The 14,255-nt window shown below is 68.6% G+C and carries 20 protein-coding genes; 12 read left to right on the forward strand and 8 right to left on the reverse strand.

From position 1 onward, the window contains the following. The first annotated feature begins 3 nt into the window (after nt 1-3). Genes ACWIGI_RS07690 through ccsB form a run of 3 tightly spaced genes read left to right on the forward strand, consistent with a single transcriptional unit; the run spans nt 4 to nt 3,432 of the window. Nucleotides 4-837, forward strand: coding sequence for a cytochrome c biogenesis CcdA family protein (locus ACWIGI_RS07690; RefSeq protein ID WP_454201833.1), 834 nt, complete (start codon nt 4-6; stop codon nt 835-837). 1 nt (nt 838) lies between these two features. Continuing rightward, complete coding sequence (resB, locus tag ACWIGI_RS07695) at nt 839-2,464, forward strand: cytochrome c biogenesis protein ResB (protein ID WP_454201563.1); 1,626 nt, start codon at nt 839-841, stop codon at nt 2,462-2,464. Next, nucleotides 2,464-3,432, forward strand: a complete 969-nt coding sequence (gene ccsB / locus ACWIGI_RS07700) for a c-type cytochrome biogenesis protein CcsB (protein ID WP_454201564.1) — start codon at nt 2,464-2,466, stop codon at nt 3,430-3,432. Before resB ends, ccsB begins: the two co-directional genes overlap by 1 nt. 10 nt (nt 3,433-3,442) lie before the next feature. On the opposite strand, the gene ACWIGI_RS07705 is transcribed toward ccsB, so the two are convergent. Both ACWIGI_RS07705 and ACWIGI_RS07710 read right to left on the reverse strand, forming a co-directional pair. Next, entirely contained in the window at nt 3,443-3,712 is a 270-nt protein-coding gene (locus tag ACWIGI_RS07705) for a DUF2277 domain-containing protein (protein WP_454201565.1), read from the reverse strand. A 119-nt stretch (nt 3,713-3,831) separates the two neighbouring features. Continuing rightward, nucleotides 3,832-4,149 (reverse strand): hypothetical protein, encoded by a 318-nt coding sequence (locus tag ACWIGI_RS07710; protein WP_454201566.1) that lies wholly within the window; start codon nt 4,147-4,149, stop codon nt 3,832-3,834. 224 nt (nt 4,150-4,373) lie between these two features. Here ACWIGI_RS07710 and ACWIGI_RS07715 point away from each other — a divergent pair, with 224 nt between their 5' ends. Beyond that, nucleotides 4,374-4,928: a hypothetical protein gene (locus ACWIGI_RS07715; RefSeq protein ID WP_454201567.1), complete on the forward strand. Its 555-nt coding sequence runs from the start codon at nt 4,374-4,376 to the stop codon at nt 4,926-4,928. Between the two features lie 93 nt (nt 4,929-5,021). Next, nucleotides 5,022-5,885, forward strand: coding sequence for a hypothetical protein (locus ACWIGI_RS07720; RefSeq protein ID WP_454201568.1), 864 nt, complete (start codon nt 5,022-5,024; stop codon nt 5,883-5,885). Here the strand turns inward: ACWIGI_RS07720 and ACWIGI_RS07725 are convergent, their stop codons facing one another. Beyond that, a complete protein-coding gene (locus ACWIGI_RS07725) occupies nt 5,886-6,560 on the reverse strand; it encodes a TetR/AcrR family transcriptional regulator (RefSeq protein WP_454201569.1) in 675 nt (224 codons plus the stop codon). Nucleotides 6,561-6,622: 62 nt separating this feature from the next. Here ACWIGI_RS07725 and ACWIGI_RS07730 point away from each other — a divergent pair, with 62 nt between their 5' ends. Further along, the gene (locus tag ACWIGI_RS07730; protein WP_454201570.1) at nt 6,623-7,510 is read left to right on the forward strand and encodes an alpha/beta fold hydrolase; all 888 of its coding nucleotides are present in this window, start codon (nt 6,623-6,625) and stop codon (nt 7,508-7,510) included. Between the two features lie 178 nt (nt 7,511-7,688). Here the strand turns inward: ACWIGI_RS07730 and ACWIGI_RS07735 are convergent, their stop codons facing one another. Further along, entirely contained in the window at nt 7,689-7,889 is a 201-nt protein-coding gene (locus tag ACWIGI_RS07735; protein WP_454201571.1) for a hypothetical protein, read from the reverse strand. Nucleotides 7,890-7,961: 72 nt separating this feature from the next. Next, nucleotides 7,962-8,195 (reverse strand): BldC family transcriptional regulator, encoded by a 234-nt coding sequence (locus ACWIGI_RS07740; protein WP_354991415.1) that lies wholly within the window; start codon nt 8,193-8,195, stop codon nt 7,962-7,964. A gap of 239 nt (nt 8,196-8,434) precedes the next feature. Between ACWIGI_RS07740 and ACWIGI_RS07745 the strand changes: the two genes are divergently transcribed. Both ACWIGI_RS07745 and ACWIGI_RS07750 read left to right on the forward strand, forming a co-directional pair. Beyond that, nucleotides 8,435-8,743: a DUF4229 domain-containing protein gene (locus ACWIGI_RS07745; protein ID WP_454201572.1), complete on the forward strand. Its 309-nt coding sequence runs from the start codon at nt 8,435-8,437 to the stop codon at nt 8,741-8,743. Between the two features lie 10 nt (nt 8,744-8,753). Beyond that, complete coding sequence (locus tag ACWIGI_RS07750) at nt 8,754-9,839, forward strand: PLP-dependent cysteine synthase family protein (protein WP_454201573.1); 1,086 nt, start codon at nt 8,754-8,756, stop codon at nt 9,837-9,839. Between the two features lie 73 nt (nt 9,840-9,912). Here ACWIGI_RS07750 and ACWIGI_RS07755 read toward each other — a convergent pair whose 3' ends face one another. Beyond that, nucleotides 9,913-10,761, reverse strand: coding sequence for an MmyB family transcriptional regulator (locus ACWIGI_RS07755; protein WP_454201574.1), 849 nt, complete (start codon nt 10,759-10,761; stop codon nt 9,913-9,915). A gap of 75 nt (nt 10,762-10,836) precedes the next feature. Between ACWIGI_RS07755 and ACWIGI_RS07760 the strand changes: the two genes are divergently transcribed. The 4 genes from ACWIGI_RS07760 to ACWIGI_RS07775 all read left to right on the forward strand — a co-directional run bounded on the left by ACWIGI_RS07760 (nt 10,837) and on the right by ACWIGI_RS07775 (nt 12,492). Then, nucleotides 10,837-11,172: a hypothetical protein gene (locus ACWIGI_RS07760; RefSeq protein WP_454201575.1), complete on the forward strand. Its 336-nt coding sequence runs from the start codon at nt 10,837-10,839 to the stop codon at nt 11,170-11,172. A 78-nt stretch (nt 11,173-11,250) separates the two neighbouring features. Next, on the forward strand, nt 11,251-11,472 hold the full coding sequence (locus ACWIGI_RS07765) for a helix-turn-helix domain-containing protein (RefSeq protein ID WP_454201576.1): 222 nt from the start codon (nt 11,251-11,253) through the stop codon (nt 11,470-11,472). Next, complete coding sequence (locus ACWIGI_RS07770; protein ID WP_454201577.1) at nt 11,472-12,044, forward strand: Clp protease N-terminal domain-containing protein; 573 nt, start codon at nt 11,472-11,474, stop codon at nt 12,042-12,044. Before ACWIGI_RS07765 ends, ACWIGI_RS07770 begins: the two co-directional genes overlap by 1 nt. Before the next feature lie 70 nt (nt 12,045-12,114). After that, nucleotides 12,115-12,492, forward strand: a complete 378-nt coding sequence (locus tag ACWIGI_RS07775; protein WP_454201578.1) for a phage holin family protein — start codon at nt 12,115-12,117, stop codon at nt 12,490-12,492. A gap of 29 nt (nt 12,493-12,521) precedes the next feature. Here the strand turns inward: ACWIGI_RS07775 and ACWIGI_RS07780 are convergent, their stop codons facing one another. Further along, nucleotides 12,522-13,391, reverse strand: coding sequence for a 1,4-dihydroxy-2-naphthoate polyprenyltransferase (locus tag ACWIGI_RS07780; protein ID WP_454201579.1), 870 nt, complete (start codon nt 13,389-13,391; stop codon nt 12,522-12,524). Nucleotides 13,392-13,430: 39 nt separating this feature from the next. Next, nucleotides 13,431-13,886, reverse strand: coding sequence for an SRPBCC family protein (locus ACWIGI_RS07785; protein WP_454201580.1), 456 nt, complete (start codon nt 13,884-13,886; stop codon nt 13,431-13,433). Nucleotides 13,887-14,255: the final 369 nt, after the last annotated feature.

The following is a 14,255-nucleotide window of genomic DNA, read 5'->3' on the forward strand; positions in this document are numbered from 1 at the left end:
TCGGTGAGTGTGCTGGCGAGCGTGGGCGATTCGTTCCAGGAGACCGCGGCGAGCGGCCCGCTGCTGCTCGCGCTCGGCGCGTGCGTGCTGGCCGGGCTGGTGTCCTTCGCCTCCCCGTGCGTGGTGCCGCTGGTCCCGGGCTACCTGTCCTACCTGGCCGGGGTCGTCGGCGCGGAAACCCCGCCGGTGACCGTCGAATCCGCGAAACGCGATGCGGCCCAGCGCACGGCGACCGTCGAACGCTCCCGCGGCCGCCTGCGCGTCGCGGGCGCGGCCGGGCTGTTCGTCGCCGGCTTCACCGTGGTGTTCGTTCTCGCCTCGGCCTCGGTGTTCGGCGCCATCCAGATGCTGAACGTGAACAACGAACTGCTGCAACGCATCGGCGGCGTCGTCACCATCATCATGGGCCTGGCCTTCATCGGCATGATCCCCGCGCTGCAGCGCGACACCCGCATGGAACCGCGCCGGATCAGCGGCCTGGTCGGCGCGCCGCTGCTCGGCGGCGTGTTCGCGCTCGGCTGGACGCCGTGCCTGGGCCCCACCCTGTCCGGGGTCATCTCCGTCTCCGCGGGCACCGAGGGCAGCACCGCCGCCCGCGGCGTCGCCCTGACCGTGGCCTACTGCCTCGGGCTCGGCCTGCCCTTCATCATTCTGGCCTTCGGTTCGGCGACCGCGCTGCGCGGCGTCGGCTGGCTGCGCCGCAATTCCCGCACCATTCAGGTGATCGGCGGCCTGCTCCTGGTCGCCGTCGGTATCGCCCTGGTGACCGGGGCCTGGGGTCAATTCGTCTCCTGGGTCCGGGACGCCTTCGTCTCGAATGTGACCCTGCCGATCTGACATGACAACGACCATCGAATCCCCCGCCCCCGCTCGCCCGCCGCGTCAGTCCGTGCCGCGCCGCGTTCTCGCGATCGCGCGCAACACCTGGCGCGGGCTCACGAGCATGCGCACCGCGCTCATGCTGCTGTTCCTGCTGGCGCTGGCCGCCATACCGGGCGCGCTGCTGCCGCAGCGCAGCCTGAATCAGCAGAAGACCGAGCAGTACATCGCGGACCGGCCGACGCTGGGCCCGTGGATGGATCGCTTCCAGCTGTTCGACGTGTTCTCCAGCTTCTGGTTCACGGCCGTCTACGTGCTGCTGTTCGTGTCGCTGGTGGGCTGCATCCTGCCGCGGGTGTTCGACCACTACCGGGCGCTGCGGACGCCGCCGGTCAAAGCGCCGCGCAACCTGTCGCGGCTGCCGCATCACTATGCGGGGGGAGCGGATTCCGATGCCGACGCGGTGATCGCGCAGGCGCGCGAGCAGTTGCGCGGCTGGCGGACCGTGGTGACGCCGGGATCGCGCGCGGGCGAGATCACGCTCTCGGCGGAGAAGGGCTACACCCGCGAGGCCGGCAACCTGGTCTTCCACCTGGCGCTGGTCGGGCTGCTCGCGTCCATCGCGCTGGGCAAACTGCTCGGCTACGAGGGCAACGTGGTGGTCATCGCCAACGACGGCCCGGGCTTCTGCACCACCTCGCCGGCGGTCTTCGACTCCTTCCGCGCGGGCAACGTCGTGGACGGCACCGGGCTGACGCCGCTGTGCGTGCGGGTCAAGAACTTCAAGGCCGACTACCTGCCGAACGGGCAGGCCGAGATGTTCACCTCCGACATCGCGTACCAGTCCGGGGCCGACCTGGATTCGAACACCTGGCGGGACACCACGATTCAGGTGAATCACCCGCTGCGCGTCGGCGGGGACCGGATCTACCTGCAGGGACACGGTTTCGCGCCGACCTTCACGGTGACCTTCCCCAACGGCCAGACCCGCACCGAGACCATTCAGTGGCGGCCGGACGACGCCACCACGTTCCTGTCCTCCGGTGTGCTGCGCATCGATCCGCCGGGCGGCATGTACCCGAACGAGACCGAACGGCGTAAGCACCAGATCGCGATCCAGGGCCTGTTCGCGCCGACCGCGATGCTGCACGGGTCGCTGCTGACCTCGGCGTTCCCGTCCATGCAGGATCCGGCGGTCGCCGTGGACATCTACGTCGGCGACACCGGGCTGGACACCGGGCGGGCGCAGTCGCTGTTCGCGCTCGATCCGGAGATGATCAAGCAGGGGCGGCTCACCAAGGAGCAGCGCGCGAATCTCTTCGCGGGCGAGTCGGTGACGCTGGCCGACGGCACCAAGGTGACCTTCGACGGCGCGCAGGAATTCGTGAACCTGCAGGTCTCGCACGATCCGGCGCAGCAGTGGGTGCTGATCTCCGCGCTCACCATGATGGCCGGACTGCTGGTCTCGCTGCTGGTCAAGCGGCGCCGCATCTGGCTGCGGGTGTACCCCGCGAGTGACCCCGAGGCAAAACGACGTACCGTAGTAGAAATGGGTGGATTGGCCCGCACCGACCAGGCCGGCTGGGGTGGCGAATTCGACCGACTGCGTGAGCGGCTGCTGACCGAGAGCACGGGAGACAAGTAATGCCGATCGACGAGACCATCGCCTCCTACAGCGATCTCGCCTTCAAATCGGCCATCGTGGTGTACGCGCTGGTCTGGATCATGCTGGTGTGGCAGTTCGCGGTCGCCCGGACCGCGCCGCCGCGGCAGCTGGTCACCGCCGGCGGTGGCGGGGTGGACTCGGAGTCGGCCACGCCGGGCCGCGTCATCGAGACCCCGAAGCGGCCGTTCGCCGAACGCCTGGGGTCCATGGGCTTCTCGGTGCTGTTCGTCGCGGTCGCGCTGCACGTGCTCTCGATCGTGTTGCGCGGCTTCGCGACCCACCGCTTCCCGCTCGGCAACATGTACGAGTTCACCAGCATGTCCTGTGCCGCAGCGGTTCTCATCGGCCTGGTGCTCCTGCGCGACGAGCGCTACCGGGGCATGTGGGCGTTCCTGCTGACCCCGGTGCTGATCCTGATGTTCCTCGCGGGCACGGTGCTGCACGCGGACGCGGCGCCTGTCGTCCCGGCGCTGAAGTCGTACTGGCTGCCGGTGCACGTGACCGTCGTGTCGATCGGCTCGGGTGTCTTCCTGGTCTCCGGTGTGGCCAGCGTGCTGTTCCTGTACCGCCTGCGCCAGCCCGCGGGCTCGGAGTCGTCGAGCATCTGGGGCGCCCTGGCCCGCCGCCTCCCGGACGCGGAGTCCCTGGACCGCCTGGCCTACCGCACGACCATCATCGGCTTCCCGATCTTCGGCGCCGGTGTGATCCTGGGCGCGATCTGGGCCGAGGCCGCCTGGGGCCGGTTCTGGGGCTGGGATCCGAAGGAGACCGTGTCCTTCATCGCGTGGGTGCTCTACGCGGCGTACCTGCACGCCCGCGCGACCAGCGGCTGGCGTGACACGAAAGCGGCCTGGATCAACATCGCCGGTTTCGTCGCGATGCTGTTCAACCTGTTCATCATCAACATCGTGGTCAGCGGCCTGCACTCGTACGCCGGCCTGAACTGAACCACGCCGGTCAGCGGGCGAAGCGTAGCTCCGAGCGGGCCTTGGCCTTGGCCGCCTCGACCTCGCGGTCCTTGGGCGGGGCATGGGTGGTCAGGCTCGCCAGGAGTTTGTCGGTGGCCGCGGCCACCTCGGCGACGGCCAGGTCGAACGCCTCCTGATTGGCGTGCGACGGCTTGGTCGACCCACTGATCTTGCGGACGTACTGCACCGCCGCGGCCTGTACCTCGTCCGAAGTGGCCGGCGGCTCGAAGTTGTGCAGGGTTTTGATATTGCGGCACATGCGGGCGAGGGTACGCCGCACAGGTGACATCCCGGCCGTGGTCATCGAGGCCCGGGACGCGAAAAAGCCGCTGACCGGGGTCTCTCGCGAGATCGGGCAGCGGCTTCGAGCGGCCGGACTCAGGCGCAGGTGCGGTTGAGTTCGTCGGTGAAGGGGGTCAGGTCGGTGATGTTGTCGTCGACGAGGGCGTCGGCGTAGGCGTAGATCGCGGCCTGCTCCTCGCCGCCGGAGACCAGGGCCACGGTGCGGAGACGGTCGGCGAGGGCCAGGGCGGTCGCGTCGTCGTAGGTCCCGCCGCTGGCGTCGATGGCGGCGTTGATGAACTCGATCGCGCGGTCGCAGGTGAGGGAGCGGGCCTGCGCGGGGGCGGCCGGCAGCAGCAGCACGGTGGCGGCGGTCGCGGTCAGCGCGGCGGCGGAGAAAAGCTTGATCATCATGTCCCTTACTGTGTTTCAACGGGAGATCCCGCCCGCGTGTGAGCGACCTCTCGATGGCACACCGTATACGTGCCCCCGCCCGCGCCCACTTTCCGCCCGCCCCCGTGAGTTCAACGTCACGATCGGCCGGCCTCCGCCCCGGCTGTGGAGAGCGTGTGGAGGGTTGTGGACGAATCGGCGAGCGGCGCTCACACCCCGGTCCGGTTCGGGCAGGATCCGTACTCATGACCGTGAATCAGACTCCGCCGGTACAGGTTTCGAGAGCCTGGCGGACCGGCATGGCGGTCGTGACCGCGGCGGCGGGCTGCGTGTGCCTGTGGGTGCTGTGGCAGCACGTGATCAGCTTCGACGACGTCGAGCTCTACCCGCCGGCCCTCGCCCTGCTCGCGATCCTGCTCGTCCCCTGGCTGATCTACGCGGTCGCCGGCAGGTTCGCATCCGGCACCGGACGCTTGACCCTGCTGCTCCCGGCGATCGTCGCCGTGTCGGCCGTCCTGCTCGGGTTCCACGTCCCCGGCCGCGTCGGCTGGATCTTCTCCGGCCCCGCCATGGAACGCGCGGCGATCGCCTGTGTGGAGACCGAAGACCGCACCCGCGTGGGGACGTACGTCTTCACCAGCGTGGACCGGACCACCGACGCCTGCGTGTTCCGTCAGGAACGCCCCATGGGCTACCAGACCGGCTTCATCCACCGCACGTCCGGCGCACCCCTGCGCGCCGACCACCCCTTCGACTGCCTGATCGACGACTCCTGGCTCTTCTTCACCGTCGTCCCCTGACCCGCCGTCCGCGACCTCCGCAGAAAACCGAGTGGTCGGTTAAGGTTCGGTCCGCTGCGTGAGGGAGAGTCGCGCGGCTGATCGAGGGAGAGCATGAACAACTGGAAAGACCTGCACGCCGACGTTCGCAAGGCGTTGCTGAGGGGAGAGCCTGCGGCCGATCCCGAGATCGACCGGATCGCGCGGGAGCACGCGGAGCAGGCGTTGGGGCGCTCCAGTTTTCGGCGGGTGCTGGTGGTGCTGCCGTTCGCAGGGGCAATCGGCGTGGCGCTGGGGCTGCTGCAGGCGCGGGCCGATATGTCGCCGGCGGTGCTCGCCGGGGTGTTCGCTGTGCTGTCATTCGGCTACATCTTTGTGGAGGCGCGTCGCCGAATCGCATTGGTGCGACTGGTGAATGTCAGTGGCGCGCCGCGGGCGGCGGTGGCGGCGGGCGGGGCCGAGCGGCTCGAAATCAGAGTCCCAGTGCTGGGCGTGCTGCGGATGCTGGCTCCGTTGCTGCTGATCGTCGCCTCGTTCCTGGTCGGGGGAGCGATGCTGTCGAATGCGTGGTTGATCGGGATCGGGGTGGTCCTCGCCATCCCGGTTCTCGCCTATGCGGCCTACTGGTTGTACTGGTCGCTGGGCCGCCACGCGTTCGTGATCGACGCGGACGGTTTCACCTCTCCCGACCAAGGACTGCGGCTCGGCTGGGACGCCGTTACGGAGCTCAGAGTCTTGCCGCTGCGTGCTTCCGCCCGGGACACACGCCAGGTGCTGACCTTCATCCTGCGCGACAATCAGGAGTATCTGCGCCAACTTCCGCGCTGGGAAGCCCTGCTCGTCAGCGTGAACACCAAGGCGTACCTGTCGCCGCTGGTCCTGCTCGATGGCCTGATCGACACGTCCATCGATGCTGTTGCCGAGACCGCGGTAGCGGTATCGGGGCTGCCCGTGACCAGGGTCCCGCGCGGAAACTGATCACTGCCGAGTTCCATTGAGCTGCAGGGGGTTCAGGAACCGGTCGAGCAGATGGTCGATGAGCTCCGGCGCGGCCGCCGCGGACTGGGGGATGGTCAGCATGCCCTGGGTCATGCCGCCCACCGCGGCCACCAGGAGCTGTGCGTCGAGGTCGAGTTGCTGTGTGGCGGTGGGGGAGTCGGCGTCGGGGCGGGCGCGGCGGAGCTGTTCGGCCACCGCGTTGATCAGCCAGAGGCCGGGGCCGGCGGTGTCCTTGGGCTGCACCTCGTCGGTCGTGAGGGCGGCGGTGTGGAAAGCGATCAGGATGATCGCCTCCTCGCGGCGGACCTCGTCCAGGGGGAGGAGCTCGGTGAAGACGGCGGTCAGAATCTCGCGGGGCGGGGCGGACTCGCCGAGGGTCGCGACGTTGCGGGCGAAGCGTTCGCCCGCGGCGACCACGACCGACAGGTGGGTGGCGGTCAGGACGTCCTGTTTGGTTCCGAAGTAGTACTGCACGAGGCGGACCGAGATCCCGGCCTCGGCCGCGACGTTCTGGAACGTGGCCGCCGTGAGGCCACCGCGGGCGATGACAGTGCGTGCGGCCGTGGTGATCTGGGCTCGCCGCTGATCGTGATCGGCTAGACGCGGCATGGAGCGGTACCTCTTCCCCGGATCGGCGATGGACAGATCCGTCATGGTACGCCCATATCACTTAAGTGGTACGTTGATATCATCAACGGAGATTCGAAGGGGTGCCCATGGCCAAGATCGGGCGGTTCAAGGACGAGGACACGCGGCGCGCGTTCCTGGCGGCCTACGACGAGCTGGAGGCCGAATGGCCGCTGCCCGCGACCACCCGGGGCGTCGAGACCTCCTTCGGTCGCACGCACGTGCGCCTGTCCGGTTCCGGCGCCGCGATTCCCTTCGTCCTGCTGCACCCGGTCGGCGCCAACGGTCTCGCCTGGAGCGTGGTGGCCGAGGAATTCGCCGCCGACCGGGTGATCCACGCGCCCGACACCATCGGCACCGCGGGCCGGACCGTGCAGACCGCGCCGGTGCCGGGCGACACCGGCATCACCGACTGGCTGGCCGAGGTGCTGGACGCACTCGGGCTGGATCGCGTGCACCTGGTCGGGTACTCGCACGGCGCGTGGCACGCCGCGCTGGCGGCCCTGCACCTGCCGGATCGACTGGCGAGCGTGACCCTCGTCGAGCCGGGCGGGGTCTTCACGAAACCCAGGATCAGGGTGCTGCTGACCATGCTGTGGTTCGGCCTGCGCGGCAAGTCCGACGAGAACCTGCGCAGGATGTCCGAGTGGCTCTCGCCCGGCGTCACCCTCTCCCCGGCGCAATGGCGGCTGGTGAAGCTGGCGCTAGGGTTCCCCATGGCGATCGGATGGGCCCGGCTGCTGAAAGACGTTGAACTGCGGTCGATCACGACGCCCGCCTTGATCATCTTCGGCGGCGCGACGATCGTCGCGGACCCGGCCGCGGCGCGCACGCGCATCGAGGCGAACATGCCGGACGCGGAGGTCGAGATCTATCCGGGCCGCGGCCACGGTGTGCTGATGGAGATACCGGGTGTGGTGGGCGCGCGAATCATGGACTTCGTCCGCCGGCACGACCGCGCCGCCGTCCAGGCCTGAATACGGCGAAACGACAGCTCCCCGTGCGGCCGAATCCGGTCGCACGGGGAGCTGTCTGCTACCCGTGGCGCCTGCCGATCGCGGAAATCCCGCGGGCGGCGAGCGCTTGAAGTAAACGGGGCATTCGGTTTGCTAGACGATCGCCCAGATGGAGCGGACGGGTCGCCCGGCGAAGGGGTCAGCTATCGGGAGAACCGGGTTCGCCGTCCCGGTGCTGGCGCGAGAGCCGCCACAGGAACTCCGGATCGTCATCCGGGCCGAGCACGCGTTTGCGGGTGGTGGATGCCGGGCCGGTGCGGGCCGGTCGCTGCGGGCCGAAAGCTTTCCAGCACAGCATCGCGATGGTCACCAACGCGATGAGTGCCAACAGGTACGTCACGTCGTTCACCTCCTGCCAACGAGGGTAATCCAGTGTCCGTACCCGCGGCACCGCGGAACTTTCAAATAGGGGTTAGACGCGCGTCGCCTCGGTGGTGAGGGACCTGAGAAGTTGCAGAACTTCGGATTCGCGGAACCGGCGGTGACCGCCCGGAGTCCGGAGTGAGCCGAGCCGCCCCGCGTGAGCCCACCGCGTAACGGTCTTCGGATCGACATGGAACAGGGCCGCCACCTGGCCGGGGGTGAGCAGGCTTTCCTGGCTGTTGACGGAACCCATTACGCGGCTCGCCGCGGTGAACGCAGTCATTCGCAAACCTTTCCGTTTTGTCAGATCCCTCATCAGTAGCGACATCGTTGCACCGCACCCCCTGTGTGTTCGAACAGTCTCGTTTTGGTAAAGGGGAAGTAATAGACAAAACGGATATCCGTACTGTGTTCGCGGTCACGTTTGACTCGCGAGTAGCGAATATCCAGCGAATTCGGGCGCGGGCCGCCGGTCGCGGGCCACCGCATATGTCCGATTGGTCGTCACCTAGGCTGAGGCTCGTGAGTGAGGCAACCCCATCCGAAGGTGCGGGCCGCAAACTGGCCCGCGATCTGGCCCTGTACACGGTGGCCCGGCTCGGCCTGGTCGTCGCGCTCGTGGCGCTCATCCTCGGCGCCGCGGCCCTGGTGAACGTCGAGGTGCCCCTCATCGTCGCGGCGCTGTTCGCGGTGCTCATCGCCCTGCCGCTGTCGATGGTGCTGTTCAAGACCCTGCGCACCCGCGTGAATCAGGACATCGCCGCCGTGGACGCCAAGCGCCGCAGCGACCGTGACCAGCTCATGACCCGCCTGCGCGGAGACGAGAAGTGACGGCCGGCCGATGAAGCGCGTCGATCGCTACGCACCGCGCGAGTGGGTCGACAACGCCGTCCGGCTGATCGACGCCGACGCCCAGCGCAGCGCCGATACGCATCTGCTGCGCTATCCGCTGCCCGCGGCCTGGCGGGTGCAGCTGTATCTCAAGGACGAATCCACCCACATCACGGGCAGTCTCAAGCATCGCCTCGCGCGCTCGCTGTTCCTCTACGCCATCTGCAACGGCTGGATCACCGAGGGCACCACCGTGGTGGAAGCATCCTCCGGGTCGACCGCCATCAGCGAGGCCTACTTCGCGAAGTTGCTGGGTCTGCAGTTCGTCGCCGTCATGCCCGCGTCCACCTCGCCGGAGAAGATCGCGCTCATCGAGGCGCAGGGCGGGCGCTGCCACCTGGTCGCGAAGTCGCCCGACATCTATGCCGAGGCGGCCCGGCTGGCGCGCGAAACCAACGGTCACTACATGGATCAGTTCACGCACGCCGAGCGCGCGACGGACTGGCGAGGCAACAACAACATCGCCGAGTCGATCTTCCATCAGCTGGCGCTGGAGGCGCACCCGGTGCCGGACTGGATCGTGGTCGGGGCGGGCACCGGCGGCACCAGCGCCACCATCGGCCGCTATATCCGGTACCGGCGCCACGCGACCCGGCTGGCCGTGGTTGATCCGGAGAACTCGGCCTTCTACGGCGGTTACGAGACCGCGGACTCGGGCTATCAGACCGGTATGCCGTCGCGTATCGAGGGCATCGGCCGGCCGCGGGTGGAGCCCTCGTTCGTCGGTCAGGTCGTGGACACCATGATCGAGGTCCCGGACGCCGGTTCGATCGCCGCGGCCAGGCACGCGAGCCAGGTGCTCGGCCGCCGGGTCGGCGGTTCGACGGGCACCAACCTGTGGGGGGCATTCGCCCTGATTGCCGACATGATCGCCGCCGGTCGGTCGGGCAGTGTGGTCACCCTGCTCTGTGACGGCGGAGACCGGTATGCCGGAACCTATTTCAACGACGACTGGGTTGCCGGTCAGGGGCTGAGTCTGGTGGAGCCCACCGCGGTCCTGGCCGAATTCATGGCCACCGGTTCTTGGTCCGGCTAGTTTTCCCACGGCACGGCGGTCGGTTCAGAAGGGTTGATCACCCCTCGATTGGTTTGCTATCGAGTTGCTGAATTCACTGGGTTAGCGGTGATTCGCCTGCGGCCGACGTACTCCGCAGGTGAGGAGCTGTTGTTTCACTGTCTCCGAGGGCGTTAATGGGCCTTGACGTCCGGGGCCTTTCGCGGACTACTGGACGAGTGACCGCGGTGGGCTGATCGACCCCCGAACCGAGCACGAGCATCCACGACTGCAGGCTCGTGGACGTCCGCCACATGTTCATCCGCAATTCGGTGATGGCCAGGGTCTGCGGATCCCGCACCAGCTTGGTCCGATCGCGCCGCTCGCCGGCGACCGCGTCGTTGTGCCACAGCGTCGCGAATTCCGGGCTCGCCATGCAGCGTTCGAGGATCGCCCGCGTCCTATCGTCGTGTCCGCACCGGGCCAGCAGCATCCGGAACGAGCTCACCGCCCGCTGCGCCTCGCCGTCCCAATCCACCAGCACGGTCCGCGACACCGGATTGAGCAGTATCCATTCCAGATAGTTGCAGCCGGGATCGAGCTCGGGGAAAGCCTCCGCGTGCGCGGCGTTGACGGCCAGAATGTCCATGGCGCCGGAGATGAAGGCGGCGATCTTGGGGTTGAGCAGTTCCAGATATTCGAGATCGACCGGGCCGGGGTGATCGGGCTCGGTGCGCGGCAGTGGCTCCTCGGCCAGGGTGAGCGCGTATTCGAACTCCGCCGGGGCGAGTTCGAGTGCGGTGGCGAGGGATTCGATGACGCGACGGGAGGGAGTGGCGCCGCCCTCGATCTTGGTCAGATAGGGGACCGACAGGTTGGCGAGCCAGGCGAGTTGCGGACGGGTGCGATTGGCTCTGGTGCGCAGCCGGCGGATGTACTCGCCGAAGGTTGGAACCACAGTCATCGCCCACGTGCCCTTACTGATCTTGCCGCCCGTTCTGGTTCAACAGTGTGAAACAACAACGCATCGGGAGTCGAGTTGGGTCAGTATCCGCGGTCGGTCGCGAGCACCGGCGTCACGGTCGGGCCGTGGGTTCCGGCGCCCTCGTGGACACGGCCGGTGGTGGCCGAACGGCGGGTGAGCATCACGGGGGATCGCAATCGGACGGGTGTCTCGGATCGCGATGCCCTGCCGGGTGCGCGCGAGCCCGTGGCCTACGGGCGGTATCGCGATCGGGACGGCGATATATGGGAGAAGGAGCCGCGCGGGTGGCTGTTGCGCTCGCAGGCGGGGGTGCCGGTGGAGTCGGACGAGGTGTGGGACTGGGACGACGGGCACGTCTGCGACTATGCGCCCTTCGAGCCGTGTTCGTGACACGGCGCTGACGTCGCTTTTTCCCAGGATTGTCAATTTTTGTTGACACCGCCCGGATGTCAATTTAAATTGACATACATGAGTGAAGCGACGACTCTGGCGGCCGCGGCCGGCAGCCCGGACCCCCAGGTGGGGTTGCGCGCGGTGCTGGCTTTGCGCCGACTGCTCGAACGCCTCGAGTCCATCCAGGTAGCCAACGCCCGCACGCAGGGCTGGTCCTGGCAGGCCATCGCGGACGCGCTCGAGGTCAGCCGGCAGGCGGTCCACCAGAAGTACAACCGGAAAGGCGGTCTCCGCTGATGTTCGAAAAATTCGCCAGGGCAGCCAAATTCACGGTGGTCGGGGCGCAGGAGGACGCCCGGGAGCTGCGGTCGCCGGTCATCGACGTCCAGCACCTGTTCCTCGGCCTGCTCGCCGCACCCGATGCCGGACTGCACGAACTGCTCGCCGCGCACGGGCACACCGCCGACTCCGTGCGCGCGGCGCTGACCCGCACCCGGGCCGGCGAACCGCTGGGCGAACAGGACGCCGAGGCGCTGCGCTCGATCGGCATCGACCTGGACGCGGTGCGCGACAGCCTGGCCGAGACCTTCGGCGCGGATGCCCTGGAACGCGCGGTGCCCGCCGACGAACCGCGTCGCGGTCTGTTCCGCGGCAGGGGCTTCGGGCACATCCCGTTCACCCGCGAGGCCAAGAAGATTCTCGAACTCGCGCTGCGCGAGGCGGTGGCCCGCAAGGACGATCGCATCGAGGCCGGGCACATCCTGCTCGCGATCCTGCGCGCCCCGAACCCGGCGACCCGGGACCTGCTGGGCGCGGACCTCGAGCCGCTGCGCGCGGACGTGGCCGCCCATCTCGATCGGGCCGCGTGATTGTCACAGGTGATCATGAACCGGTGAGGTATGACCACCGCGGCGCGCGGTTCGCCCCTACGATCGGGGCATGACGCTCCTGCTACGTCTGCTCATCAACGGTGTCGCCATCTGGCTCGCGGCCGAATGGGTCGACGGCATCGACATCAAGAGTCCCGAGGACACCACGCAGAGCAAGCTGCTCGCCATCCTGGCGGTCACCATCGTCTTCGCGCTGGTGAACACCCTGGTGAAACCGCTCGTCAGTCTGCTGTCCCTGCCCTTCGTGATCCTGACCCTCGGGCTGTTCCTGCTGGTGATCAACGCGCTCATGCTGTGGCTGACCGCGGCGATCACCAACACCATCAGCTACGGCATCACGGTCAGCGGGTTCTGGGCGGCGGTGCTGGGCGCCATCATCATCACGCTGGTGAACTGGGTGCTCGGGGTGCTCGTTCCCGACAACTGAGGGCCCGTGCGACGGGTTCGCGCCGGGCTTCAGCCGAAGGACAGCGCGAACTCGATCGCCAGCGACCAGACCAGCAGGGCCAGGCCGGTTCCCGCCAGCGCGGGGATCAGGTCGGGCCCGTTCTTGTTGCCGCGCACCGGTTCGTTGGCCTTGATCGCCAGGGGGAGCGCGATCAGCGCGACCAGCGCCCACGGGGTGCGGGCGGCCAGGAGCAGGGTCGCGGCGAACGGGATGGCGAGCAGCACGATATGCAGTGTGCGGGTGCGGGTGTCGCCCAGCCGGACGGCGAGGGTGGTCTTGCCCGAGACCGCGTCGGTCGGGATGTCGCGGAGGTTGTTCGTCACCAGCACGGCGCTGGAGAACGAGCCGACCGCCACCGCGCCGGCCACTCCCACCCAGTCGACCCGCCCGGCCTGGACGAACTGGGTGCCGAGCACCGCGACCAGGCCGAAGAACACGAACACCGCGATCTCACCGAAACCGCTGTAGCCGTAGGGGTTCCGGCCGCCGGTGTAGAACCAGGCGCCGGCCAGGCAGCCCGCGCCGACCAGCAGCAGCCACCAGCTGCTGGTGGCGACGAGGATCAGGCCCAGGACCGCGCCGAGACCGAGGCAGCCGAGGGCGGCATTGCGCACCGCGGCGGGGGTGGCCAGTTTCGAGCCGACCAGCCGCAGCGGGCCGACCCGGTCGTCGTCGGTGCCGCGGATGCCGTCGGAGTAGTCGTTGGCGTAGTTCACCCCGATGATGAGGGCGCACGAAAGCAGCAGGCACAGCACCGCTTTCCAGCCCACCGCGCCGTCGATCGAGGCGGCGGCTCCCGTTCCGACCAGGACCGGGGCGATCGCGTTCGGCAGAGTGCGCGGCCGCGCTCCCTCGATCCACTGTGCTGCTGTAGCCATGCTCCGCAGCCTAGTGCGCGGGCCGGGAGCGGGGCGCGCTCAGGATTCGGCGGCGGCCTTGAGCTGGGCCAGCCCCTTCTCGAAGTCCTTGCCCACCATCTTGTCCATCGGCATCAGCTTGCCGAACAGCGCCATGATGCCGGTCTGCTGCCCGGTCATGCGCCAGGTCACCAGGGTGCCGGCGCCCCGCGGGGTGAATTCGAAGCCGATGGTGTTGGTCGCCTTGAACGGCTTCTCGAAGTGCAGGCGGATGCCGATGGCGTCGGCGGTCGCGGAGGTGATCTCCATGTCGCCGCGCCCGGCCTTGCGGTTGCCGCTCCAGGCGTAGCGGGCGCCGATGCCGCGGTCCGCGCCGCTGTAGACACGGTCCATCGCCGGGTCGATGTCCTCCCACGGCGACCACTCGCGCCAGCGGTGGAAGTCGTCGATGAGCGCCTGGACCTGAGCGGGCGCGGCCGCGATGACCGCCTCCCGATGAACGTCGAAGTCCGCCATGACCAGCAGCTTAGGCGACCACCGGCCCGGAACCCGCGAATCGACGCGGCCCGCACCGGCGATTCCGGCGTGCCGGGCGCGTGACGCGCCGGGGCCGGTGCGCGAGCGAGGAGGAGCGCCGCGCGGACATGGCGTTGCTGGCTGGCCGAGGTGGACTGTCATGCGAACATGGCGTCGCCGGGTCGAAGAGGACCGTCACGCGGATACGGCGTCGCCTGGTAGCCGAGGGGGATCGCCACGTGGACACGGCGTCGCCGGGTGGTCGAGGAGGATCGCCGCGCGGACATGGCGACGCGGGGAGGTCGAGGAGGACCGTCATGCGGACCCGGCATCGCAGGGAGGCCGGGGAGACCGCCACGTGGACAGGGC

The organism is Nocardia sp. NPDC055321, from assembly GCF_053645575.1.